General features: G+C 53.8%; 19 protein-coding genes. 17 read left to right on the top strand and 2 right to left on the bottom strand.

Features of this window, described 5'->3' with window-relative positions:
• The first annotated feature begins 167 nt into the window (after positions 1–167).
• From MKY86_RS31755 to MKY86_RS31720, 8 genes are all read left to right on the top strand, one after another.
• On the top strand, positions 168–1,454 hold the full coding sequence (locus MKY86_RS31755; protein ID WP_076081902.1) for an adenylosuccinate synthase: 1,287 nt from the start codon (positions 168–170) through the stop codon (positions 1,452–1,454).
• 214 nt (positions 1,455–1,668) lie between these two features.
• A complete protein-coding gene (locus MKY86_RS31750; RefSeq protein WP_340827728.1) occupies positions 1,669–2,346 on the top strand; it encodes a hypothetical protein in 678 nt (225 codons plus the stop codon).
• A gap of 253 nt (positions 2,347–2,599) precedes the next feature.
• Positions 2,600–4,150, top strand: coding sequence for a M23 family metallopeptidase (locus tag MKY86_RS31745; protein WP_076081900.1), 1,551 nt, complete (start codon positions 2,600–2,602; stop codon positions 4,148–4,150).
• A 171-nt stretch (positions 4,151–4,321) separates the two neighbouring features.
• Entirely contained in the window at positions 4,322–5,053 is a 732-nt protein-coding gene (gene yycF / locus MKY86_RS31740; RefSeq protein WP_036728027.1) for a response regulator YycF, read from the top strand.
• On the top strand, positions 5,053–6,885 hold the full coding sequence (gene walK, locus MKY86_RS31735; RefSeq protein WP_076081899.1) for a cell wall metabolism sensor histidine kinase WalK: 1,833 nt from the start codon (positions 5,053–5,055) through the stop codon (positions 6,883–6,885). The genes yycF and walK overlap by 1 nt, the downstream gene beginning before the upstream one ends.
• On the top strand, positions 6,882–8,174 hold the full coding sequence (locus tag MKY86_RS31730) for a YycH family regulatory protein (protein WP_076081898.1): 1,293 nt from the start codon (positions 6,882–6,884) through the stop codon (positions 8,172–8,174). Before walK ends, MKY86_RS31730 begins: the two co-directional genes overlap by 4 nt.
• Positions 8,175–8,222: 48 nt before the next feature.
• Complete coding sequence (yycI, locus tag MKY86_RS31725; RefSeq protein ID WP_076081897.1) at positions 8,223–8,963, top strand: two-component system regulatory protein YycI; 741 nt, start codon at positions 8,223–8,225, stop codon at positions 8,961–8,963.
• Positions 8,964–8,979: 16 nt separating this feature from the next.
• The gene (locus tag MKY86_RS31720) at positions 8,980–9,786 is read left to right on the top strand and encodes an MBL fold metallo-hydrolase (protein ID WP_036699804.1); all 807 of its coding nucleotides are present in this window, start codon (positions 8,980–8,982) and stop codon (positions 9,784–9,786) included.
• On the opposite strand, the gene MKY86_RS31715 is transcribed toward MKY86_RS31720, so the two are convergent.
• Positions 9,755–9,961: a hypothetical protein gene (locus MKY86_RS31715; RefSeq protein WP_076081896.1), complete on the bottom strand. Its 207-nt coding sequence runs from the start codon at positions 9,959–9,961 to the stop codon at positions 9,755–9,757. The two genes, MKY86_RS31720 and MKY86_RS31715, sit on opposite strands and share 32 nt — an antisense overlap.
• A gap of 356 nt (positions 9,962–10,317) precedes the next feature.
• Here MKY86_RS31715 and MKY86_RS31710 point away from each other — a divergent pair, with 356 nt between their 5' ends.
• The 9 genes from MKY86_RS31710 to MKY86_RS31670 all read left to right on the top strand — a co-directional run bounded on the left by MKY86_RS31710 (position 10,318) and on the right by MKY86_RS31670 (position 21,307).
• A complete protein-coding gene (locus MKY86_RS31710) occupies positions 10,318–11,565 on the top strand; it encodes a S1C family serine protease (RefSeq protein ID WP_036728019.1) in 1,248 nt (415 codons plus the stop codon).
• A 394-nt stretch (positions 11,566–11,959) separates the two neighbouring features.
• Entirely contained in the window at positions 11,960–12,160 is a 201-nt protein-coding gene (locus MKY86_RS31705; RefSeq protein WP_019914582.1) for a cold-shock protein, read from the top strand.
• A gap of 91 nt (positions 12,161–12,251) precedes the next feature.
• Complete coding sequence (locus MKY86_RS31700; RefSeq protein ID WP_036699797.1) at positions 12,252–12,482, top strand: cold-shock protein; 231 nt, start codon at positions 12,252–12,254, stop codon at positions 12,480–12,482.
• 223 nt (positions 12,483–12,705) lie between these two features.
• The gene (locus tag MKY86_RS31695; protein WP_036728017.1) at positions 12,706–14,094 is read left to right on the top strand and encodes a cytochrome ubiquinol oxidase subunit I; all 1,389 of its coding nucleotides are present in this window, start codon (positions 12,706–12,708) and stop codon (positions 14,092–14,094) included.
• 3 nt (positions 14,095–14,097) lie between these two features.
• Positions 14,098–15,111 carry a cytochrome d ubiquinol oxidase subunit II gene (cydB, locus tag MKY86_RS31690; protein WP_036728016.1) on the top strand — a complete coding sequence of 338 codons (1,014 nt, stop codon included), beginning with the start codon at positions 14,098–14,100 and terminating at the stop codon, positions 15,109–15,111.
• Entirely contained in the window at positions 15,111–16,880 is a 1,770-nt protein-coding gene (cydD, locus tag MKY86_RS31685; protein ID WP_076081895.1) for a thiol reductant ABC exporter subunit CydD, read from the top strand. The genes cydB and cydD overlap by 1 nt, the downstream gene beginning before the upstream one ends.
• The gene (cydC, locus tag MKY86_RS31680; RefSeq protein WP_076081894.1) at positions 16,877–18,679 is read left to right on the top strand and encodes a thiol reductant ABC exporter subunit CydC; all 1,803 of its coding nucleotides are present in this window, start codon (positions 16,877–16,879) and stop codon (positions 18,677–18,679) included. Before cydD ends, cydC begins: the two co-directional genes overlap by 4 nt.
• 561 nt (positions 18,680–19,240) lie before the next feature.
• Positions 19,241–21,037: a M3 family oligoendopeptidase gene (locus tag MKY86_RS31675; RefSeq protein ID WP_076081893.1), complete on the top strand. Its 1,797-nt coding sequence runs from the start codon at positions 19,241–19,243 to the stop codon at positions 21,035–21,037.
• A 102-nt stretch (positions 21,038–21,139) separates the two neighbouring features.
• The gene (locus tag MKY86_RS31670; RefSeq protein ID WP_063829067.1) at positions 21,140–21,307 is read left to right on the top strand and encodes a CxxH/CxxC protein; all 168 of its coding nucleotides are present in this window, start codon (positions 21,140–21,142) and stop codon (positions 21,305–21,307) included.
• 90 nt (positions 21,308–21,397) lie between these two features.
• Here the strand turns inward: MKY86_RS31670 and MKY86_RS31665 are convergent, their stop codons facing one another.
• Positions 21,398–22,810, bottom strand: a complete 1,413-nt coding sequence (locus MKY86_RS31665; RefSeq protein ID WP_340827727.1) for an MFS transporter — start codon at positions 22,808–22,810, stop codon at positions 21,398–21,400.
• Between the last annotated feature and the right edge of the window lie 6 nt (positions 22,811–22,816).

Here is a 22,816-nt window from a genome sequence, read left to right as displayed (position 1 = left end):
TTCGTTTTTATTTGACTTTAAAAAGTGCCGCTGTTACACTGATTATTGTGCTTTGGCGGCCTGCCCGCCTGGTGTCCGGAGGGCTGCGTACAAGATGAAGCGCGTACAGAGCCCCTATGATAAGCGGAAAAATAATGGTGCTTGCTAGCACCTACGGAGGAATGTACATGTCAACGGTAGTCGTCGTGGGAACACAATGGGGAGACGAAGGCAAAGGCAAGATCACGGATTTTCTGGCGGAAAGTGCAGATGTGGTCGCCCGGTATCAAGGGGGTAACAATGCCGGTCACACGATTCTGATTGACGGAAAGAAGTTCAAGCTGAGCTTGATTCCATCTGGTGTATTTTATAAAGAGAAGACTTGTGTTATCGGCAACGGAATGGTCATTAACCCGGAAGCGCTGATCCAAGAAATTAATTATATTCATGACAATGGCTTCGATACGAAGAACCTGGTAATCAGCGATCGTGCGCATGTCATTATGCCTTATCATATGGTGCTGGATGCGCTTGAGGAAGACCGCAAAGGCCCGAACAAAATCGGTACAACACGCAAGGGTATCGGCCCGTGCTACATGGATAAGGCTGCCCGTAACGGCATCCGGATTGCCGATCTGATGGACGCTGAGGAATTCGAGCTGAGACTTCGTCCATTGATGGAAGAGAAGAATCAGGTGATCACTCAGGTATACGGCGCTGAGCCGCTGAATGTGGAAGAGATTCTGACCAAATATCTGGAGTATGCAGAAGTGCTGCGCGGCTATGTAACCGATACTTCGGTGGTACTGAATGATGCGATTGATGCGGATTCCCGGGTGCTGTTCGAAGGTGCGCAGGGCGTGATGCTCGATATCGACCAGGGAACTTATCCGTTCGTTACTTCATCGAATCCTTCGGCTGGCGGCGTCTGCATCGGTTCGGGCGTGGGCCCGTCCAAGATCAAGCAGGTTATCGGTGTGGCGAAGTCTTATACTACCCGCGTTGGAGACGGCCCGTTCCCTACAGAGCTGAACGATGCAACCGGTGATTATATTCGCGAGACCGGGCATGAGTACGGAACCGTAACCGGACGCGCCCGCCGCGTGGGCTGGTTCGACAGTGTGGTTGTGCGTCACGCCCGCCGCGTCAGCGGAATCACCGGCCTGTCGCTGAACTCGCTGGATGTCCTGAGCGGTCTTGAGACTGTGAAGATCTGCACCGGCTACAAGTACCGTGGAGATATTATCACACATTACCCGGCAAGCCTGAAAATGCTGGCAGAGTGTGAAGCGGTCTACGAGGAGCTTCCAGGCTGGAGCGAAGACATCACTGGGGCGAAGACGCTGGAGGATCTGCCGGCCAACACACGCAAATACGTGGAACGTGTATCGGAGCTGACGGGGATTCCGATCTCGATCTTCTCTGTGGGCCGCAACCGTGAACAGACTAATCAAGTACTGCCAATCTATATCTAGGCTGAAGCAGAACTAAATAGATACGTATAGGAGCAGGGGCCTCGGTGAGGCTCCTGTTTCTGTATGTTCTGATGTTTTTTTAGCAGGTTAATCAGCTTTAATGTGCTTCGGGGACGTTTCCCGGACGTTGTTCTAGTCAATACTGTGAGAATGGGATCATAGCGAACCGATTCTTCTGAGGTTGAATAGAGCAGGGTGTAAGGGAGTGATGTTGGTGAAAATAGTGAAGCGTGCGCTGAGCATCTGCCTGATTGTGGTGCTGGCGAGCGGCCTGTCCATGCTGACAACGGCCTATGTGGTGAATACGTATATCCAGTCGGTGCTGGCCAGCTTCGATATTAAGCTGGACGGGCCGGGGCCGGGAATCGGCGGCTTTGTGAAGAGTCTGACCGGTATGGGCGGCAGCGGGGTTGCCCCCAAGGAGAATTCCAAAGCGGCCTCAAGCGAGACTAAAAACTCCACCAAGGAGGCTGATTCAAGCAAGACGGAGGTAGAGAAGAAGGACAGCAGTGGCGGAAAAGCCGGGAATCTTCAAGAGAAATCGGTAGACGAGACGGTGCCCGATAATGCACTGCCTGTGATGGGACAAGCCGCTTCGGGAGAAGAACAGAGTGAGCAGGGGCTGGACCAGAATCTGGTGATGACGCCGGAGGCTATGAATGATCTAAAGGAGAACCTGCCTGCTAATGCGAAATCCAATATCTTCAATATTCTGATGAATAAGCTTCCCCAGGAGGAGATGATCAAGATCTCTGCTGCCCTGGAGGGCGGCTTGACAGAGAGCGAAGTAACGGAACTGCAGGGTATCATTGCGAAGTACGTAGATGAGGATGAATATAAGGCGCTGATGAAAATGCTTACACCAGATAGCGGAGGGACGAATCAGAATTAAAATTGTCATTTTTTGGACAAGATTTCGCCGTTTAAAACGCATATTTTGGGAATAAACCCGCGAAATTGGCGGGTTTTGCTATGGGAGCAAAGTTGAAATTTTTCTTCAGGCTATGGTACAGTAAAAAAGGACTAATAAGGGTTAATATTTTGTAACCTTTTTCGTATGCGTCATACAGTCATATTCGTACTCATGCAAATCGGATGCGCGAAGCATATACATTCTTGTTTTTACAGCCGAAAGGGAGAGTTTCATGAAAGGATTTAAGTTTATACGCCGGATGGGGAACCTGCGGAACCGTGCAGAAGCATCCGCAGGATCTGGTGCAGCAGGTGAGCAAGGTAAGGATGCAATGACTTCGGGTGAATCCCGTGTCTTTCAGCCGGAGATGAAATCCCGCCGCCGGCGTTCATGGATACTGGCTTCTGCCGGTCTGGTTCTGCTGACCACCTTCCTGGTGGGGGCACAGAAGAAGCAGGTAGCAGCGAATACAGTAACCTATTACAAAGTGCTGGTGAACGGTGAGGAGATTGGAGCGCTGAACCAGCAGGCGGATTTGAACAAGCTGTTCGAGGAGAAGAGACGGGAATATCAGCTCAAGTATCCTGACTCTGTTATGGTGCTACAGACCGGCGGTATTACGACTGAGGCCCAGCGGGCTTACAAGCCGGAGATTAACAGCGAGGCTACACTGGACAAGCTGGATGGTATGCTCAAGGCTTATGCCGTAGGCGTACAACTGGCTGTGGATGGGGAACCACTCGGGATTGTGAAGGATCAGGAGACGGCGGCGGCGGTGCTTCAGGCCGTTAAGTCGCATTACGCTCCGCAGAAGGCGGCAGCTCCGGGTGCGAAGCTGAAGAAGACAGCGGCCAAGGCGGGAGCGGCTGGTTCAGCCGCCAATGATCAGGTGGAGTCAGTCAAGATCCGGGAGGAAGTTAACATTGTTCCGGTGAAGGCAGATCCCAATAAGGTGCTTAGTGTAGAAGAGGCAGTGAAGGTGCTGACCGAAGGCAGGGAGGCGCCGCTGCGCTATGCGGTTCAAGAAGGCGACACAGTCTCCGCTATTGCTTCCCGGTTCAATATCACTCAGGCGGAGATTTTCCGCAATAATCCCGAGGTGAAGGAGCTTAGTCTGCAGATTGGGGATGAATTGCAGCTAACGGTGCCACAGCCTGACCTAACGGTAGTGACCGTAGAACAGGTAACCGAAGAGGTGGTCACGGAGCCTGAGGTTATTATCCGCAAGAGTGACCAGCTGCCGGCAGGCAAGCGGAAGGTAGTCCGCCCCGGACAAACCGGGCTCAAAACGATGAAGTACAGGCTAACCAAAGAGAACGGACAGGTGGTTCAGGAGGAGTGGCTGGGCCAGAGCGTAGTGAAGGCTTCTCTGCCTGAAGTGGTCTATTCCGGCACCAAGGTTGTAGGTGAAGGAACAGGAATGTTCGCCTGGCCGGTTAGCGGAGCGATGATCTCCAGCAGCTACGGCGAGCGTTGGGGACGCACACACAAGGGAGTCGATCTGGTATCGGGCAACCGCACGATCAAGGCTGCGGATGCTGGGACGGTCAGCTTCGCTGGTGTGCAGAACGGGTACGGCAATGTGGTGATCGTTAACCATAACAACGGATACGTTACGTACTATGGGCATTTAAGCAGTATTTCGGTCTCTACCGGACAGAAGCTGGGACAGGGCAGCCCCATCGGAATTATGGGCAACACCGGGCGCTCCACGGGGACGCATCTGCATTTCGAGATCCGCAAGAACGGGACGGCCATCAATCCAATGAAATACCTGAAGTAATGGATAAGAGCTAGACCACCATTCTATAATTCTTCTCTGCCGTCCGGATCATTTCGGGCGGTTTTTATTTCTCTTTGAACTGGCATCTTATATAGATGTGACGCTAAGGCAGGTATGTTAAAATAAAGGAATCAGGGTTTCGAGTATCGTTAGAAAGGTGAAGCTGAGCATATGCAAATGGGAACGATTCTTGTAGTGGATGACGAACAACCTATTGCTGATATATTGAAATTCAATCTGGAAAAAGAGGGCTACGAGGTCATCTGCGCCTTCGACGGCAATAGTGCAGTGGAGCTGGCTCTGTCCAAACGCCCCGATCTGATGCTGCTGGATCTCATGCTGCCCGGCAAGGACGGAATGGATGTCTGCCGTGAGGTGCGCTCTGCCCATCTGGATATTCCTATCATTATGCTTACCGCCAAGGATGGGGAGATTGATAAAGTGCTGGGTCTGGAGCTTGGTGCGGATGATTATGTGACTAAGCCGTTCAGTACCCGTGAGCTGCTGGCCAGGGTTAAGGCCCAAATGCGGCGCCAGCATAAGCCGTCTCCGTCGGAAGCGCCGAGTGAGACAGTGGAGAGCAAGCAGGGGGTCTATCATTTCGGATTATTCATTGATACGGATATGTACATGGTCTACAAGGATAGTGAGCCGCTGGATCTGACACATCGTGAATATGAGCTGCTCTATTACATGATCCGCCATGCGGGCAAGGTAATGACCCGGGAGCATCTGCTGCAGGCTGTGTGGGGCTTCGAATATTTCGGCGATGTGCGGACGGTGGATGTGACCATCCGCCGGCTCAGAGAAAAAATTGAGGAGAACCCCAGTAAGCCGGAGTATATTCATACCCGGCGCGGACTCGGTTATTTGATGCATAGCCCCAAAAACGGAGGGTTGTAATGAAGGCACTGTCCTTTTTCCGGACGATTCAGGCCAGGCTTATCGTAATCTATGTGCTGCTGATTCTGATTGCGATGCAGCTGATCGGCGTATACTTTGTCAGCTCGATGAAGAACTCGCTGACGGATAACTTCACCAAGGATCTGAAGGCCCGGGCCGAGATGCTCTCGATCCTCACCGCTGACAAACTCGGCAGTGAGACAGGAACAGCCGATGAGGAGTCGGCGGTCGAGAGCCTGCGCGGCATGGTGAATAATCTGTATATCAATGGTGCAGAAATTCAGGTGCTGGATGCGAGCGGCAAGATTATTACCACCTCGATCCCTTCACAGAATGACTATGTCGGCCAGCGGAACACGCAGACCGTGGTCAGCCGCGCCTTGCAGGGGATCAGCGATAATGAGGAATATATCATCGCTGATGATAATGTGCGCAAGAAGGTAGTAGCGAAGCCGGTAATTTCCGGTGATAAGGTGGTAGGCGCCATCTATATAGCTGCCGATATGAAAGACTTATATGCCACCATGAGCCGGATTAACAGTGTGTTCCTCTCGGGGCTGCTGCTGGCGCTGGCGTTGACGGCCGTACTGGGTGTCATTCTGGCCCATACGATCACACATCCGATTAAGGAGATGACCAAGCATGCCACGGCTGTGGCCGAAGGGCGCTTCAACCGGAAGGTTCCTGTGTTCGGCAATGATGAGATTGGCCAGCTGAGCCAGGCCTTCAACTATATGACGGACCGGCTGCGCGAGGCGCTGCTGCAGAACGAAGAGGAGAAGGAGAAGCTGTCGTCCATTCTCGCCAATATGAGTGACGGTGTCGTAGCCACAGACGAGAGCGGCGCGGTGATTCTGATGAATACGCGCGCTGCCCTGATGCTGGGCGCGGAAGGACCGCTTCCGGCAGGAGCCTCGCTTGGCGGGCTGCTGGGCCTGGAGCCTGAGCAGTCTGTCTCGGTAACTCAGGGCGTTCCCCAGTCGGCCATGCTCCATCTGTCTCCCATGGTCGGAGAGGACCCCAATATTGTGCGGGTGACCTTCACCCCGATTCACCGCCGCGAAGGCGGACGGATCGCCGGGACGATTGCGGTGCTGCAGGATGTTACGGAGCAGGAGAATCTGGAGGAGTCTCGCCGGGAGTTCGTGGCGAACGTGTCGCATGAACTGCGGACGCCGCTTACGACGATCAAGAGCTATGCGGAGGCGCTGGATGACGGCGCACTTGAAGATCCGCAGCTTGCCGTGCGGTTCGTCGGCGTTATCCGCAATGAGACGGAGCGCATGATCCGGCTGGTTACGGATCTGCTGCATCTGTCGCGGCTTGATTCTAAGGAATCCAGCCTGCGCATTCAGCAGACGGATATCACCGAGATGCTGGAGGATGTGGCGGACCGCTTCTCCTTCCAGATCCGCCAGAAGCGGATTCACATCAGCACCAGGGTGCGTAAGGATGTCGCTACAGCCTGGCTGGACCGCGATCAGATTGATCAGGTGCTGGGCAATCTGGTCTCCAATGCCCTCAAGTATACGCCGGAAGGCGGGACGATCCAGCTGGAGGCGCATAAGAACGAGGACGGCATGCTGGCCGTGTCTGTCCGTGACTCTGGTATAGGGATTCCGAAGAAGGATATTGAGCGGATCTTTGAACGCTTCTACCGGGTGGATAAGGCACGCTCGCGGAACATGGGCGGAACAGGTCTGGGGCTGTCCATTGCCCGGGAAATTGTCAAAGCCCACGGCGGCTCCATCTCCCTGCAGTCGGAGCTGAATGAGGGCTCGCTGGTCACGTTCACACTGCCTTTGATGAAGCAAAGGGGGAGTGAGGCGTGAAGGAGAGAATCAAGTCATGGATGCTGGTCCTGCTTATACTCGGAAGTCTCGTGGAGAGCTATTACCTGATCTACAGGCTGCCGGGCAGCGACTCGGCGGTGTTGTCGAAGACCCTATATGTGAAGACGGATAATATGGGACTGAAGGAAAAGGTGGAGAACCTGCTCTACCCTGATAAAATGATTATTCATATGGGCGGGGACAAGCATACGCTGTTCTACCCCAGCTCCACCTTCTATAATCTGATTATGAACCGCCTGAAGGGCCGCAGCTTCGAGAGCTTCCAGCGGCGGTCCGTACAGGATTTCGACTGGGACAAGATCCGCAGCGAGAATCCGGGCATTGAGCTGTCGTTCGGGGCAGGCATTCCGGTAACGCTGCTGCAGCGGGTCATGCAGATCTCGCCGGATTCGCTGTTCGAGGGGGAGAGCATTGACCGGATCTGGATCTACAATATCAAAAATGACTCCAAAGCCCATGTCATCTTCTTCAGCACACGCGGGGATATTGTGTACGAGGCGGCCAAGGCCGATCTTACGGTTCAGGATGTGCAGCAGCATGTGGACTTCGGCAAGAATCTGACTCTGTATACAGCCGTGAACGGTGAGTATTATGTCCCTGAGGCGGATGTTCCGCTGGTTAAAGTCGTGATGCCTGCGGGTATGTATACCATTGAGCAAATGCAAAGCAATTTGTTCTTCGATGCAGGCAATACAAGATACATTCCTGAGAAGGACGGTTCCAAAATTTACACGGACAGCAAACGCAGCCTGCAGGTGGACCAGGAGCAGAACTGGATGAGTTATAGCGACCCGGCTGCACTGCCGGATGGCGACAGCACACCGGCAAAGGATGCGCTGGAGGCGGTGGAATTCGTCAATAACCATGGCGGCTGGAACGGAACCTACAGGCTGGCTGCTACGGAGGAGGGCCGGCAGGACCGCAAGGTTTCTTTTCAACAATATTATGGCGCTTATCCGTCCGGCTCCTATCCGATCATGAGCAATCCGCAGCTTCAGTATGGCGTAATTCATCTGGAGCTCCAGCAGGGAACGGTCTCTTCCTATGAGCGCTCCCTGATGTATACGAATGAGGACAAGTCTGAGAAGACCATTGTCGAGCTGCCTGGCGGCGAACTGCTGAAGCAGCGGCTGGCGCAGATCGGCAGTTCCTTGCGGATCATTGAGCTTACGCCTGCCTATATGCCTGCGCTGGCCGGGGAGAAGCTGCAGCTTCATCCCGTCTGGCGGGTTACGCTTAGCGATGGCAGTGAGCTTACATTGAATTAGGGCGGAGTTAAGCCAATCGGACAGAATACCGATTCGAGGAGGGACGTTATGGACTGGGGAAGGGCCAAGAGTGTATTGATATATGCCTTTCTGGTGCTGAATCTGCTGCTGTGCTATCAGCTATGGATCGATGTGCGCGATCAGGTCAGTGCGGGACTTGACTTCACTTCCCTGTCCGCAGAGACTCAGGCGGTGATGGAGGAGAAGAACATCCGGCTGCTGTGCCCGATTCCGGCTGCCACTCCGCAGCTGCCTGATATCACGTACCGTTATTCGGCCGAAGAGCAGAATGAACTGCCTGTGAAGCTTAAGGAGCCGATCGACAGCAAGCTGATGTACTCCTCGTTCTCGGAGCTTAGCAATCTGCTGAAGAGCCAGATTCCCGACATTGCCAATTACCGGTTCGATTCACAGGAGAGTGAGGTCGGTAAGTTCGTCCTCCATCCGCTGGTGGATAACAAGTGGTCTCTGTTCAGAGTGCGGCTGGAGCTGATTAACAGTGACCAGAAGATTGTGGCCTACCGCTGGCCGAAGATTGAGATCGCAGCAAGCCGGAGCGAGGATCTGCAGAAGGTGCTCCCGGCTTCGCAGGCGCTTAGCAGTCTGATCGAGAAGTATTTTCCTGCGGGTTCTGCAGTGAAGGAGATTGAGCTGGGCTATTATGGCGAGCTGTTCAACTCCGAGAGCCAGGTGGCTTCGCCGATGTGGCGGTTCATGCTGGAGGACGGCAGCGCTTATTATATGGATGCGATCAGTGCGGACATTATCAGTCCGAAGACAACAGAGTAGAAGGAGCAGGAGAGATATGGGGATTTCATTTACAGTACTGTCCAGCGGTTCTACCGGGAATGTGACAGTGGTGCGTAACGGCGAGACCACACTTATGATCGACGCGGGTCTGAGCGCGAAGCGCATTGACGAACTGCTGGCCATGCGCGAACTGACGGGAGCGGAGCTGGACGGAATTCTTGTGACCCACGAGCATTCGGATCATATTAAGGGGCTGGGCGCGATGGCCCGCAAGTATAATCTTCCGATCTATGCGAATTCGAACACCTGGGGAGCCATTGAGAAGGGGATTGGCAAGATTGAGGAGCATAACCGGGTCATTATGGAGACCGGGCAGCACCGGGATTTCGGCAGTATGCGGGTGGAATCCTTCGCCATCTCCCACGATGCTGCAGAGCCGGTAGCTTACAATTTCTATGACGGCAAGGAGAAGCTGTGTGTTGCTACAGACCTCGGTTATGTCAGCGACAAGGTGAGAACGGCCATATCGGATGCCGATGTACTGGTGCTGGAGTCGAATCATGATATCGAAATGCTGCGGATGGGGCGTTATCCCTGGAATACGAAGCGGCGGATTCTCGGCGATTTGGGGCATCTGTCCAATGAGGCGGCAGGCGCAGCGCTCAGCGAGATTCTGAGCGGGCGGACCAAGCGCGCCTATCTGGCACATCTGAGCAGAGACCATAATATGATGGATCTGGCGAAGATGTCCGTGCGCGGGGCGATGGAGGACCGGGGCTGCTTTTACAAAGACAGTGAGTTCAGGCTCTGCGACACCTACTATGACCGGCCTACGCCATGGGATAAGGTGAGCCAGTCATAAGACGGTCAATCTCGGTAATCTTGTGCTCCAGCTCCTGGCGGGAGAATAGCCCTTTATCAATTAACAGCTCAATCATTGCATGCTGGACAAGAATCAGCTGATAATGTTCATCCTTAAGGTCCCCCAGCTTGCCAATGAATTGCACCAGATCTTTACTTGTTGAAAAAGATTCCATAGTCGGGCCCTCCTTGTGAAATGGATAGTAATGAAGCTGTGAATAATTTACATTTATTTAACATAGAAAACATGTGGGCAGCGCGGCTGCCTGTGATACAATCATATAGAGCGTTCTAATCCTATTGTAGTCTTTTAAGTTGCAAAATATTCCGGATACAAGCTGTTAAACTTTTTAGTAGCTTATTAGAATAATAGACATCCCTTGCGCTTAGAACCCACTGGAATGTGGTGAATAAATCAAGTGAAACCTTTTAGTACTTCGTGAAGTCTAAGAGATATAGCGGTTAAGCTCGGGCGTGGTTGCTTGGCGTTCAGGTCGTGAATGCGGTGGCAATAGAGGGGAGAGAGTGTAACATGGGATTATTTGATGATGATTTCTATTCAACCAAGGTGTCACGGCGCAAAAGCGGCAAATCTAAATCAACCGGCGGATATGCTGACGGCAAGTGGGCTGTCCGCAAATCGAAGCGGTCGCTGGCAACCTGGCAGATCTCGCTGATCAGCTCTGTCTGCAGTGCTGTAGCGGCTGTGCTGCTGTTCAGTCTGGTAACGGGACAGTTCGCCGCTGAGAGAGCCCAGGCTCCGGTGGTTATTGATAAGGTGGCTGCGAGCAGCGCAGATCCGTATGACCGGATTATTCAGGCTGCTGCACATATCCGCCCTGCGGTAGTGAGCATCATTAATCATAAACAAGACAATAAGGAACTTAATATTCTCGATGAATCTGCGCTAGGCTCGGGAGTTATCTATAAGAAGGATGACAATAAAGCATTTATCATCACGAATAATCATGTCATTGAGGGTGCCGGCAAGCTGGAAGTGGTTACAGTAGACGGCGTGACACACAAGGCGGAGCTGGTAGGTGCCGACAAGGTGAGCGATATTGCTGTGCTCTCCATAGACGGCAAGGGAATCGACCGGATTGCTGAGATCGGGGATTCTTCCAAGCTGCGTCTGGGTGAGACTGTCATTGCCATCGGCAACCCGCTGGGGCTTGGAGATACACTGACTTCCGGCATTGTCAGCTACACAGAGCGGACGATACCGGTGTCACTGAACCAGGACGGCGTGTACGATTGGGAGCAGGAAGTGATCCAGACGGATGCGGCCATTAACGAGGGCAACAGCGGGGGCGCACTAGTGGATCTGGACGGCAAGGTGATTGGGATCAATACGATGAAGATCTCTGATACGGGGGTAGAGGGACTGGGCTTTGCGATTCCCTCCAATCATGTGGTGGATACAGCCAATGAGCTTACCTCCAAAGGCCGGATAGCCCGGTCATACCTGGGCGTCTATTCAGTGGATCTGAATAATCCTTATGTACCGCTGGCCGATGACCAGCGTAAGGAGCTCAATCTTCCGTCGCTAGTAACCGATGGGGTTGTGGTTCTGGATGCTGTGGGACCGGCGAAGGAAGCGGGTCTGCAGCTTAACGATGTGATTACCAAGTTCAACGATAAGCCGATTACCTCCACGCTGTCGCTGCGCAAATATCTGTACGATCATACCAAGATCGGTGATAAGCTGAAGATTACCTTCTACCGCAATGGTGAAGTGAAGCAGACCACAGTCCAGCTTCTTGAGAAGCCAGAGGAATAAAATTGGAAATGGCCGTATATAATAATGAGGCAGTCACGATTACCGAAACAGTTCAAGCCGTCCTTTTCAGGAAAAAAAGAAGAGGGCGGGGCTGTTTCAAGAATAAATAAATGGGGTAATTGGTAGCAATGGGTATAAATATTACAATTTATTATGACTGGTAGCCCTTACATTGGGAAGTAGTCCTTATAAGGGAAAAAACGGAGGAATTAGGATAGAACAGCTTGCCTTTGTTATTAAGGTGTGGTAACATGAAATTGTTCTTACATTGATACCTTATTCTCGCATTGAAAAGGGCTGTCAACCAAAGCTACAACCTTTCTCAATGTGTGAATTTTTTCTTTGTCTGAAGATAAAAAGAACATATTAATTTAAATTTGTGGAGGTAACACACATGCAAACAGGTACAGTTAAATGGTTCAACGCAGAAAAAGGATTCGGTTTCATCGAAGTTGAAGGCGGAAGCGACGTATTCGTTCACTTCAGCGCAATCACTGGCGACGGCTTCAAAACTTTGGACGAAGGCCAACGCGTTGAATTCAACGTTGTTCAAGGCAACCGCGGACCACAAGCCGAAAACGTTGTAAAACTGTAATTAATAGAAGGTACCGTCCCCGCTTGTGAAAGTTGGGACGGTCTTTTTTTATCATCACTTGCTTGCAACATAAAGGAAGGGAGGAACGGCAATGAACTACCGGAAAAAGCCTTTGGAGGAAGTACCGGAAGAAAATACCGCAATTTGGGCCTGTACCAATGAGGATTGCAATGGATGGATGAGGGATAATTTCGCATTTGAACATGCGCCTTCCTGCCGTCTCTGTCATTCCCCAATGGTTCGTAGCATGAAGATGCTGCCGCAATTGCTTAATTCAAATGGCGATCTCAAATCGCTTAAGAAAGGTATTTCCATTACCTAGACCAATACCTTTATGAGTCAAGACAACTATATATGCAGGACACCTTCAAGACGGTGAAACCGTCTTATTTTTTTTGCTTTTAAATGCAAAATTGTGATATTTGTCACAAATTTATTGTTTTTTATGCCTAAACGGGGCGTATAATGTGATAATTATCACACTTTGAGTGATGGGAATTTGACAAAATAGACATAACGAAATGGGGAGAAGGAAGGGGAGAAATATGGATACAGTACTGCTGTCACGTATACAATTTGCGTCGACGACAATTTTTCATTATTTCTTTGTGCCAGTATCGATCGGACTTGCGCTCATAATTGCCATTATGGAGACCATGTACGTAAGAAAGGGCAATGAAGAGTACAAAAGAATGGCGCAATTCTGGGGGAAGCTATTCCTGATTAACTTCGCAGTAGGTGTAGTAACAGGGATCTTGCAGGAGTTCCAGTTCGGGATGAACTGGTCGGATTATTCGCGCTTCGTAGGTGATGTGTTCGGGGCTCCGCTTGCGATTGAAGCCTTGTTGGCCTTCTTCCTGGAGTCCACGTTCATCGGAATCTGGATCTTCGGCTGGGATAAGGTATCCAAACGGATTCATCTGTTATCCATCTGGCTGGTCGCCTTCGGAACGATGCTGTCGGCATTCTGGATTCTGCTGGCTAACTCGTTCATGCAGCATCCGGTCGGCTTCCAGATGAACAATGGCCGTGCTGAGATGAATGACATCTTCGCACTGATTACAAACGGCCAGCTGCTGGTGGAATTTCCGCATACCGTGCTTGCCGCTTACGCTACAGGCGCCTTCCTGGTAACAGGGATCAGTGCATACAAATTGCTTAAGAAGCAGGACGTTGCCTTTTTCCGAAAATCATTCGAGATTGCAGCAATTGTAGGGGTTATCTCATCATTCGGCGTTGCGGTTGCAGGACATGCACAGGCTCAATATCTGGTAGAGACACAGCCAATGAAGATGGCCGCATCCGAAGCGCTGTGGGGCGAGAGCGGCGACCCGGCACCTTGGACGGTGTTTGCCAATATCGATGTGAAGAACCAGACCAACAGCAATGAAGTTCAGGTTCCGTATCTGCTGAGCTTCCTGTCCTACAGTAAATTCTCCGGTGAAGTGAAGGGGATGCTGGAGCTGCAGCAGGAGTATGAAGTGGCCTATGGGCCAGGAGATTATATTCCGCCGGTCAAAACAACCTTCTGGAGCTTCCGGATCATGGTGGCTGCAGGCTCGCTGATGATACTGTTTGGGGTATACGCGATCTACCTCATGTGGCGTAAAAAGATGGACAGACCCAATACCTGGTTCATGCGCTTCATGTTCTGGGGACTGCTGCTTCCGCCGATTGCCAACACGGCAGGCTGGATTATGACAGAGATCGGGCGTCAGCCATGGACTGTATTCGGACTTATGACTACAGAAGACAGTGTATCACCTAATATTACCAGCGGACAGGTACTGTTCTCGGTGATTTCTTTTACCGCGATCTATGCCATATTGGGTGCAGTGCTAGTCGGCCTGTTCGTCAAAGTGATCAAAAAAGGTCCTTATGCTATGGATAACGAACACGGTGAATCCCACGATCCGTATAACAAGGAGGGCTAACCCATGTCACTTAATGAATTATGGTTTCTGCTGATTGCGGTGCTGTTCGTCGGGTTCTTCTTCCTGGAAGGCTTCGACTTCGGTGTAGGGATGGAGACGCAGATTCTGGCCAAGAATGATACGGAGCGACGGATACTGATCAATTCGATCGGGCCGTTCTGGGATGCGAATGAGGTATGGCTGATTACGGGCGCCGGTGCCATGTTCGCGGCCTTCCCGCATTGGTATGCTACGCTGTTCAGCGGTTTCTATATTCCGTTTGTATTTGCTCTGCTGGCGCTCATTGCCCGTGGTGTCGCCTTCGAGTTCAGAGGCAAACGCGATTCCAAGGCGTGGCAGAAAACCTGGGATGTCTGCATCTTCTTCGGAAGCTTCCTGCCGCCGTTCCTGCTCGCCGTGGTATTCGCCAGCTTCATCAAGGGCTTGCCGATCGACAAGGATATGCAGATGTATGCCGGATTCTTCGATATCGTCAATGCGTATACGGTGGTTGCAGGGATTACGGTTGTCCTGCTGTGTCTGGTGCACGGGCTGATGTTCACTACGCTCCGCACGCTTGGAGATCTGCAGGAACGGGCGCGTAAGCTGGCCCAGAAGCTGCTGATTCCACTGGCGGCGCTCTTGGTAGCCTTCGTTGTGATGACATATACTATGACGGATATCTTCGATAAACGCGGAACGCTGCTGTGGATTGTAGTTGTTCTCGCTGTAGCCGCTTATCTGCTGGCCGGATATTTCATGACTAAGAAGAAGGACGGCTATGCCTTCGGGATGACCGGCGCTGTGATGGCGCTGTCTGTTGCATCGATCTTCATCGGACTGTTCCCGCGGGTGATGATCAGCTCGCTGGATCAGGCGTTCAACCTGACGATTACGAATGCGGCCTCCGGCCAATATTCGCTGAAGGTGATGACGATTGTAGCGCTGACCCTGCTGCCGTTCGTGCTGGGCTATCAAATCTGGAGTTATTTCATCTTCCACAAACGGGTTCATGAGAAGGAGCATCTTGAATACTAATGGATAAAAATTTGCTTGGGTACAAAGGAGTTAAGCCTGTCTTTCTGCTGGTTGGCTTCCTGACCCTGGTGCAAAGCTTCTCCATTCTTCTGCTGGCGAAGTCGCTGGCAGAAGCTGTCTCTGCGCTGTTTGCGGGAGAACCGCTGAAGGAACAAGGGGCTAGAGCGCTCTTGTTCCTTCTTGCGTTTCTTGTGCGTCATGCCTGCACTATGCTGATGAGCCGGGCGGCGTACCGCTTTGCGGAAGCAACCGGCAGCAGCATGCGGAGACAGATGATGGACAAGCTGTTCCAGCTGGGACCACGGCTGGCTGGCGACCGGGGGACCGGAAATATGGTCACATTAGTGCTTGAAGGAGTAACGAAGTTCCGCACATACCTGGAGCTGATTATTCCGCGGATGGTCGGTATGGCGGTAACACCCGCTCTGCTGCTTATCTATGTATTCACCCTGGATACGTCCAGCGGTGTTATTCTTACCTTAACGATGCCGATCATTATTGTATTCATGATCCTGATCGGGATGACGGCCCGCAAGCAGATGGACCGTCAGCTGAAGTCCTACCGTACCTTATCGAATCACTTCGTGGATTCGCTGCGCGGTCTGGAGACGCTGAAATATCTTGGACGCAGCCGCAGCCACAGTGAGAGTATTGCTAAGGTCAGTGACCGCTACCGTTCAGCAACCATGCGTACGCTGCGAGTCGCCTTCCTGTCATCGTTCGCACTGGACTTCTTCACCATGCTGTCTGTCGCTTCGGTAGCGGTAAGTCTCGGTCTGCGTCTGGTTAATGAGCAGATGACGCTGGTTACCGGACTGACGATCCTGATTCTCGCGCCGGAATATTTCCTGCCGGTGCGGCTGGTGGGTGCAGATTTCCATGCCACACTGGACGGCAAGGAAGCCGGAGAAGCGATGAAGAGCATCATTGACCGTGAGACGGTCCAGGCGAAGCTGCTGGAGCCGGGTGGGCAGGGAGCGGTGAAGGGCGATGGAGGAGAGCTGCCGGGAGGCGTTTTCACGTGGAACAATGATAGTGAACTTCGGCTTCATGCGGTGGGCGTACAATATGAAGCTGACGGTGTATCCTCGCTCGAAGGGGTGAATCTCGACTTCAGGGGATATGCGAGAATCGGTATTATCGGGGAGAGCGGGGCAGGCAAGTCTACGCTTGTAGATATTCTGGGCGGCTTCCTTCATCCAACCTCTGGAACCCTAACGATTAATGGAAACCGTGTCAGCGCGCTGACCGATGAGGGGTGGCGGAAGCAGACGGCTTATATTCCACAGCGCCCGTATATCTTCAGCGGCACGCTGGCTGATAATGTCCGGTTCTATTATCCTGAGGCTTCCCATGAAGCGGTAGCTGCCGCACTGGAGTCGGCAGGTTTATCGAAGCTGGTATCCTCGCTGCCGGAAGGTCTGAACGAAATGATCGGCGGCGGCGGCCGTTCGCTCAGCGGCGGACAGGAGCAGCGAGTGGCTCTGGCCCGCGCGCTGCTGAGCAGCCGCCCCATCATGCTGCTGGATGAGCCGACGGCCCATCTGGACATTGAGACGGAATATGAGCTGAAGGAGACGATGCTGCCCCTGTTCGAAGGCAAGCTGGTATTCCTGGCTACACACCGCCTGCATTGGATGATCGACATGGATCTGATTGTCGTTATGCAGCAGGGACGGGTGGCTGAAATAGGCACACACGACGAGATGACTGCGCGGAGGGGTGCTTATTATGAGCTTATTCAAAGTCAATTGGAGGGAATCCATTGAAACGTGAAGGATGGTTTGCTCCCTATTACTCTGCCTACTTCTGGCGGTTCGTGTTAATTATCTTGCTGGGCGCGTTGACGATCTTCTCAGCGTCTTCGCTGATGTACACCTCCGGCTTCCTGATCTCGAAGGCCTCGATTCCGCCGGAAAATATACTGATGATCTATGTCCCTATTGTTGGTGTGCGTACCTTCGGGACCAGCCGGGCTGTCATCCACTATGTGGAACGGCTGGTGGGACATGACACGATTCTGCGCATTCTGTCGAAGATGCGGGTCCGGCTGTACCATATGCTGGAGCCGCAGGCACTGTTCTTATCCACGCGCTTCCGTACCGGGGATATTCTCGGTATGCTTGCCGATGATATCGAATATTTGCAGAATGTGTATCTGCGTACGGTCTTTCCGAGCATTATCGCGCTCTTGATCTATGCAGCGGCGATGATTGCGCTCGGGACGTTCGATGTGGCCTTTGCTCTGCTTATGGGACTCTACATGCTGGTGCTGGTAGTCGTATTACCGCTGATCTCCCTCCTGCTGACCCAGAAGCGTCAGCGTCAGGTGAAGCAGGAGCGGAACCGGCTGTATCAAAAGCTGACCGATGCTGTGCTTGGCTTAAGCGACTGGGTGATCAGCGGGCGGCAGAGCCAGTTCGTCGATACGTACGAAGCAGACGAGCAGGCGGTTGCCCGCATAGACGGTTCGCTGCGGCGCTGGGCACGGCTGCGTATGTTCATCGGGCAGGCCGTTGTCGGCCTGGCTGTGTTGTCTTTGTTATACTGGGCGGCTGGACAGTATGCTGAAGGGGCGATTGCCGGAACGCTGATTGCGGCGTTCGTGCTGGTGGTCTTCCCGGTGGCAGATGCCTTCCTGCCCGTATCCGAGGCTGTGGAGAAAATTCCGCAATACCGGAATTCACTGGAGCGGCTGGAGGGCGTGGAAGCCGCAGCGGGAGATGCACCGCTTAGCGCGGGAACTGCTGCTGGGAGTACCGGAGCTGAAGCTCAGGCTGACGCTGCGATGCAGGCGGCTAAGGCCAGCGGACAGGTTCAGATTGAACTGAAGTCGGCGGGCTACCGCTATGCGGCAGGTGACGACTTCTCTGTTCAGGGGTTGGACCTTGCGCTGCCGCAGGGGCGGAAGGTTGCAGTGATCGGCCGCAGCGGAGCGGGTAAATCGACACTGCTCAAGCTGGTGCAGGGCGTGATTGCGCCCACCATCGGCTCCGTGACGATTAACGGTATCGATGCTGCGGCTTACGGTGAGCGGATTCCGCAGCTCATCGCGGTGCTGAACCAGAGCCCGCATCTGTTCGACACCACGGTGGCGAACAATATCCGGCTCGGGGACCCGGGGGCTTCGGAGGCAGCGGTCCAGCAGGCGGCAGCCCTGGCGAAGCTGGATACGCTGATCTCTTCGCTGCCGGAGGGCTATGATACTCCGGTACGCGAGGCGGGGCAGCGCTTCTCCGGCGGAGAGCGCCAGCGCATGGCCCTGGCCCGTATTCTGCTGCAGAATACGCCGGTAGTCGTGCTGGACGAGCCCACGGTTGGCCTCGACCCACGCACGGAGCGCGAGCTGCTGGCCACGATGTTCGAGGCAATGGCCGGCAAGACGCTGATCTGGGTCACGCATCATCTGGTTGGCGCCGAGCAGATGGACGAGGTCATCTTCATGGAGAACGGCCAAGTGGAGATGCGCGGCACCCATGCCGAGCTGATGGAGCGGGAATCCCGCTACCGCAGGCTATATGAGCTGGACCGGCCGGGTCAATATCTGAATGGGGCAGATGGTGTGTAGAGGCTAGGATTAGAGCAGAGATAAGTGTGTGAGTACAACGGAAAAGCTCTTCCTGTCCCGCTGGGGGCAGGAAGAGCTTTTTTTGCACGTGGGCCCAATGTAATCGAAAAACCGACCACATTGGGCGAGTGCTGGGTGTTCGGGCGGGATGTAATCGAAAAACCGACCACATTGGGCGAGTGCTGGGTGGTTCGGGCGGGATGTAATCGGAAAACCGATCACATTGGGCGAGTGCTGGGTGGTTCGGGCGGGATGTAATCGGAAAACCGATCACATTGGGCGAAGTGCTGGGTGTTCGGGCGGGATATAATCGGAAAACCGATCACAATGGGCGAGTGCTGGGTGTGCGGGCGGGATGTAATCGGAAAACCGATCACATTGGGCGAAAGTGCTGGGTGTTAGGGCCGGGTGTAATCGGAAAAAGGTGCCTGGCTGTGGATGAGACAAGTTCAGGAATTAAGGTATACTGAAATGGATGATCCTTACAGGATCAATTAGAACGGGGTGGAAGCATGTGATAACGGAGGGCTCCTGCGATTATAAATAAGGAGAGATTAATCAATGGAATCAACAACATGCGAATTAACATGGAATCTGGACCGGATCTATCCCTCGTTCGAGTCGGAGGGATTTCAGCAGGACCGCAGGCAGGTGGAGAGCCTTGCCGGGGATTTGAATACATGGTCGGCCTCGCAGCCCGTTAGCGGGCATGCTCCTGCAGAACTGATGGAAGAGTTCCTTAAACAATATAATGCGTATCAACAGCTATATTTGCGTCTGTTCAGCTACGCGGAGCTGCGATTCAGTGCGGACAGCCAGTGTGAGGAAGCCGTCAATCTGATGGACGAGCTGGAAGAGGTGACCAGCGGGGCGGGTGAAGCTCTGGTCCGCTTCAGCAAATGGCTGGCAGGGGTAAGCGCGGATGAACTGGAGCGGAATCTCCGTTTCAGCGCTTATCTGGAGCAGCATAGCTTCTATCTGCGCGGATTACAGGGGAAATCGCAGCATATGCTCAGCGCAGAAGGCGAAGCGGTGATTGCCCGGATGCAGAACACCGGCTCCAAAGCGTGGGAGCGGCTGTACATGCAGACGCTGTCTACACTGCGGACCGATCTGGAGCTGGCCGGAGTGACCCGCAGTGTGACACTTGCGGAGCTGCGGAATCTGGTCTACGACCCCGATCCTGCGGTACGGCGGGCGGCGGCTGAAGCAGAGCATGAGGCTTGCCGCAGTGTAGCGGAGCAGAGTGCCGCCTGTATCAATGCTGTCTCCGGTGAGGCGGCAGCCATCTATGAGCTGAGGGGCTATGCTTCCCCGCTGCATAAGGTGCTGGAAGCAGCGCGGATGGATGAGGAGACGCTGGAGGTGATGCTTCAGGCCATCCGGGAGAGCCTGCCGGTCTTCCGGGAGTATTATGCCGAGAAGGCTGGGCGGCTGGGGCATTCGGGGGGACAGCTGCCGCTCTGGGATGTTTTTGCGCCCATTGGCACGGAGTCTTCAATCCGCGTCACCTATGCTGAGGCCCAGGCGATGATTATCGCGGGGTTCAGCAGATTCAGCCCCGAGCTGGGCGGGTTCGCCCGCAAGGTGTTCGGGGAGCGCTGGATTGATGCCGAGCCGCGCAGCGGGAAAGGCAATTTCGGGATGTGTGTCGATATCGTCCCGATTGGAGAGAGCCGGATCATAACAAGCTTCCACGGTCAATATATAGATGTGAGTGTGCTGGCTCACGAGATTGGGCATGCATACCATAGCAGCCGCCTCGCGGGACATACGATGGTTAACATGGATTATCCGGTGCCGATTGCGGAGACGGCGTCGATTTTTTGCGAGAGTCTGATTCATGTTGAACTCCTGAACTCGCTGCCTGCGGAGGAAGCGGATGCGATCCTGGAACGTAGTCTCTCGGATGCGGGGTATTATATTGTCGATTTCTATGCCAGGTACTGCTTCGAGAGCGCGCTCTATGCCCGCCGGTTATCCGGTCTCCTCCCATTAGAGGAACTGAACGCACTGATGCTGGAGTCGATGGCTGCCGCTTACGGGGATAGTGTGCTGCCCGGGTCCATTCACCCTTACCAGTGGATTAGCAAGGCCGGGTATTATATGGCAGGCAATGAGTTCCTGAACTTCCCGTATTCCTTCGGGCTGCTGTTCTCCAAGGGGCTGTATGCCCAGTACCAAAAGCAGGGGCAGGCATTCGTGAGCCGTTATGAACAGTTCCTCTCAGCGACCAGTACCCGGAGCATCGCAGACGCTGCGAAGCTGATGGATATTGATGTGCATTCCCTGGATTTCTGGCAGGAGGCGCTCGGATTCATTACCGGGGATGTCCGGAAGTTTGCGGGGCGGGAATAAGAGTGTATTTTGCGCTGCGTGAGGTTCCTTTTTGCAGGGAAGTGTGGTAGAACAGTAGTATAAGTCTACGCCGCAGCGGCACAGAAAGGGATGCTTGATTGAATGTATGTAGTCTGTAAGGAACACGTAGAGCTGGCCATCGACAAATTTGTGGACGAGTACGAGGATGCACCAGATGTAGTCGATCTGAAGGAGACGGAGTTCTCGGACTGGGACCCGCCGGCGAAATGTGCGGAATGTGAACGAAATGCGGAATATCTGGTCGTCTGAGGACGGCCGGAATAAGAAACACCCTGTGGCCGTGAAGGCTGCAGGGTGTTTTGGCGTGCGGGCGTATGCGCGAATGGTGCAGTTGCGGAGTTAGCAGTCTGCGGCTTTCGCCATCTCGGCCAGCGGGCTGCGCTGACTGCTCCGCAGGTAGATGAAGGCGGAGCCGATCGCCACGATTGCTGCAACTGACAATCCCCAGTAGATGTTGGAGTAAGCGGCCTGAAGCGGCAGGCTGCGCTGCCATTCCAGGGCGCTGGCGGCCATCGCTACGCTGAAGGCACCGCTGAAGAACTGCAGCAGCTGGAAGAGCCCCATCCCGGAGCCGATCTGCGAAGCAGGCAGGATACGCGAGATTTCATTCGATACACTGCTCGACAGCACAGTGAAGGACAGGCTCATAATCATGTAGACGAGCATGACGGCGATCCAGGATTGTCCGGCGAATAGGGCGAACAATACGGTGGCGGCCAGAACGAGCAGCGGTGCGAAGCGCAGAATTCCGGTGTTGCCGTAGCGGTCGATCATCCGTCCGACCAGGCGGGAGACGAAGATGGCCAGCAGTGAGCCCGGGAAGATGACAAGCCCGGCATGGCTGGCGCTGAAGCCGAAGCGGTGAGTCAGAATCTGCGGCAGCAGGAACAGGGTAGCGAAGCTGCACAGGTAGGAGGCAACCCCGATCAGCGCCAGTACCAGATATGGCCGGTTGCTGAACAGCGCTGGCAGCACGAATGGATCAGGGGTCGTGCGGATACGCCCTACAAATAAGGCAATCGCGGCGACGCCGGCGATCAGCGCGATCCACAGTCCACTGGTCAGGAACAGGAGCAGACCGGTGGTACCCACGCCGAGGAAGATCCCGCCCAGAACGTCGAATGAGCCGCGAGCCGGAACTTCCTTGGGCAGCAGAATCAGGAACAGCGGCACCAGCAGCAGAATGGCGGCAGTGACTGCGAACAGCCAGGTCCAGCCAAGGTATTCCACAATGGAGCCGCCGGCTACCGGACCCAGACCCAGTCCCAGGGAGACGGCCGACATAATCGTCGCCATGGCTTTGCCACGCCGGGCCTGCGGAATGTAGCGGGTGAACAGGACAAGGGACAGCGACATCACGGCGCCTGCCCCCGAGGCTTGCAGAATACGTACAATCAGCAGGAAAATGAAGCTGGTGCTGAAGAATCCGGCCACAGCAGCAAGCCCTAAGGTGAGCAACCCGATAACCAGCAGCCGGCGGATCGGCAGGAAGTCCGAGAGCCGGCTGTATGTGATGGAGGCAATAGAGAACATAATGGAATACCCGGTTACAATCCAGGAGGCGGACGCTGCGGTGATGCCGAAGGTCTCGGTTACATCAGGCAGGGCCAGATTGAACATCGCTGTGTTCATAATAACGAGGACGACAGCAACGCTGAATAGCAGAGTTAACAGTCCTTCCCGTGGAAGAGCCGCTTGCGGAGCAGCCATTGAATGCTCTTGATCGCCCTCAGAAGCAGGTGATGAGGTCATGAGAAA

The organism is Paenibacillus sp. FSL R7-0333 (assembly GCF_038000365.1).
GTDB lineage: Bacteria > Bacillota > Bacilli > Paenibacillales > Paenibacillaceae > Paenibacillus_AQ > Paenibacillus_AQ silagei.
The sequence above is the reverse complement of the archived record's forward strand: the minus strand, read 5'-3'. Positions and strand labels throughout refer to the sequence as shown.

Excerpts from the sequence above, each read along its gene's own strand:
- MKY86_RS31755 (WP_076081902.1), top strand. The coding sequence starts at position 168 with ATGTCAACGGTAGTCGTCGTGGGAACACAATGGGGAGACGAAGGCAAA.
- MKY86_RS31675 (WP_076081893.1), top strand. The coding sequence starts at position 19,241 with ATGGAATCAACAACATGCGAATTAACATGGAATCTGGACCGGATCTAT.
- MKY86_RS31700 (WP_036699797.1), top strand. The coding sequence starts at position 12,252 with ATGAACTACCGGAAAAAGCCTTTGGAGGAAGTACCGGAAGAAAATACC.
- MKY86_RS31710 (WP_036728019.1), top strand. The coding sequence starts at position 10,318 with ATGGGATTATTTGATGATGATTTCTATTCAACCAAGGTGTCACGGCGC.
- MKY86_RS31705 (WP_019914582.1), top strand. The coding sequence starts at position 11,960 with ATGCAAACAGGTACAGTTAAATGGTTCAACGCAGAAAAAGGATTCGGT.
- yycF (WP_036728027.1), top strand. The coding sequence starts at position 4,322 with ATGCAAATGGGAACGATTCTTGTAGTGGATGACGAACAACCTATTGCT.
- MKY86_RS31720 (WP_036699804.1), top strand. The coding sequence starts at position 8,980 with ATGGGGATTTCATTTACAGTACTGTCCAGCGGTTCTACCGGGAATGTG.
- walK (WP_076081899.1), top strand. The coding sequence starts at position 5,053 with ATGAAGGCACTGTCCTTTTTCCGGACGATTCAGGCCAGGCTTATCGTA.
- MKY86_RS31670 (WP_063829067.1), top strand. The coding sequence starts at position 21,140 with ATGTATGTAGTCTGTAAGGAACACGTAGAGCTGGCCATCGACAAATTT.
- MKY86_RS31695 (WP_036728017.1), top strand. The coding sequence starts at position 12,706 with ATGGATACAGTACTGCTGTCACGTATACAATTTGCGTCGACGACAATT.
- MKY86_RS31665 (WP_340827727.1), bottom strand. The coding sequence starts at position 22,810 with ATGACCTCATCACCTGCTTCTGAGGGCGATCAAGAGCATTCAATGGCT.
- MKY86_RS31745 (WP_076081900.1), top strand. The coding sequence starts at position 2,600 with ATGAAAGGATTTAAGTTTATACGCCGGATGGGGAACCTGCGGAACCGT.
- cydD (WP_076081895.1), top strand. The coding sequence starts at position 15,111 with ATGGATAAAAATTTGCTTGGGTACAAAGGAGTTAAGCCTGTCTTTCTG.
- MKY86_RS31715 (WP_076081896.1), bottom strand. The coding sequence starts at position 9,961 with ATGGAATCTTTTTCAACAAGTAAAGATCTGGTGCAATTCATTGGCAAG.
- yycI (WP_076081897.1), top strand. The coding sequence starts at position 8,223 with ATGGACTGGGGAAGGGCCAAGAGTGTATTGATATATGCCTTTCTGGTG.
- cydB (WP_036728016.1), top strand. The coding sequence starts at position 14,098 with ATGTCACTTAATGAATTATGGTTTCTGCTGATTGCGGTGCTGTTCGTC.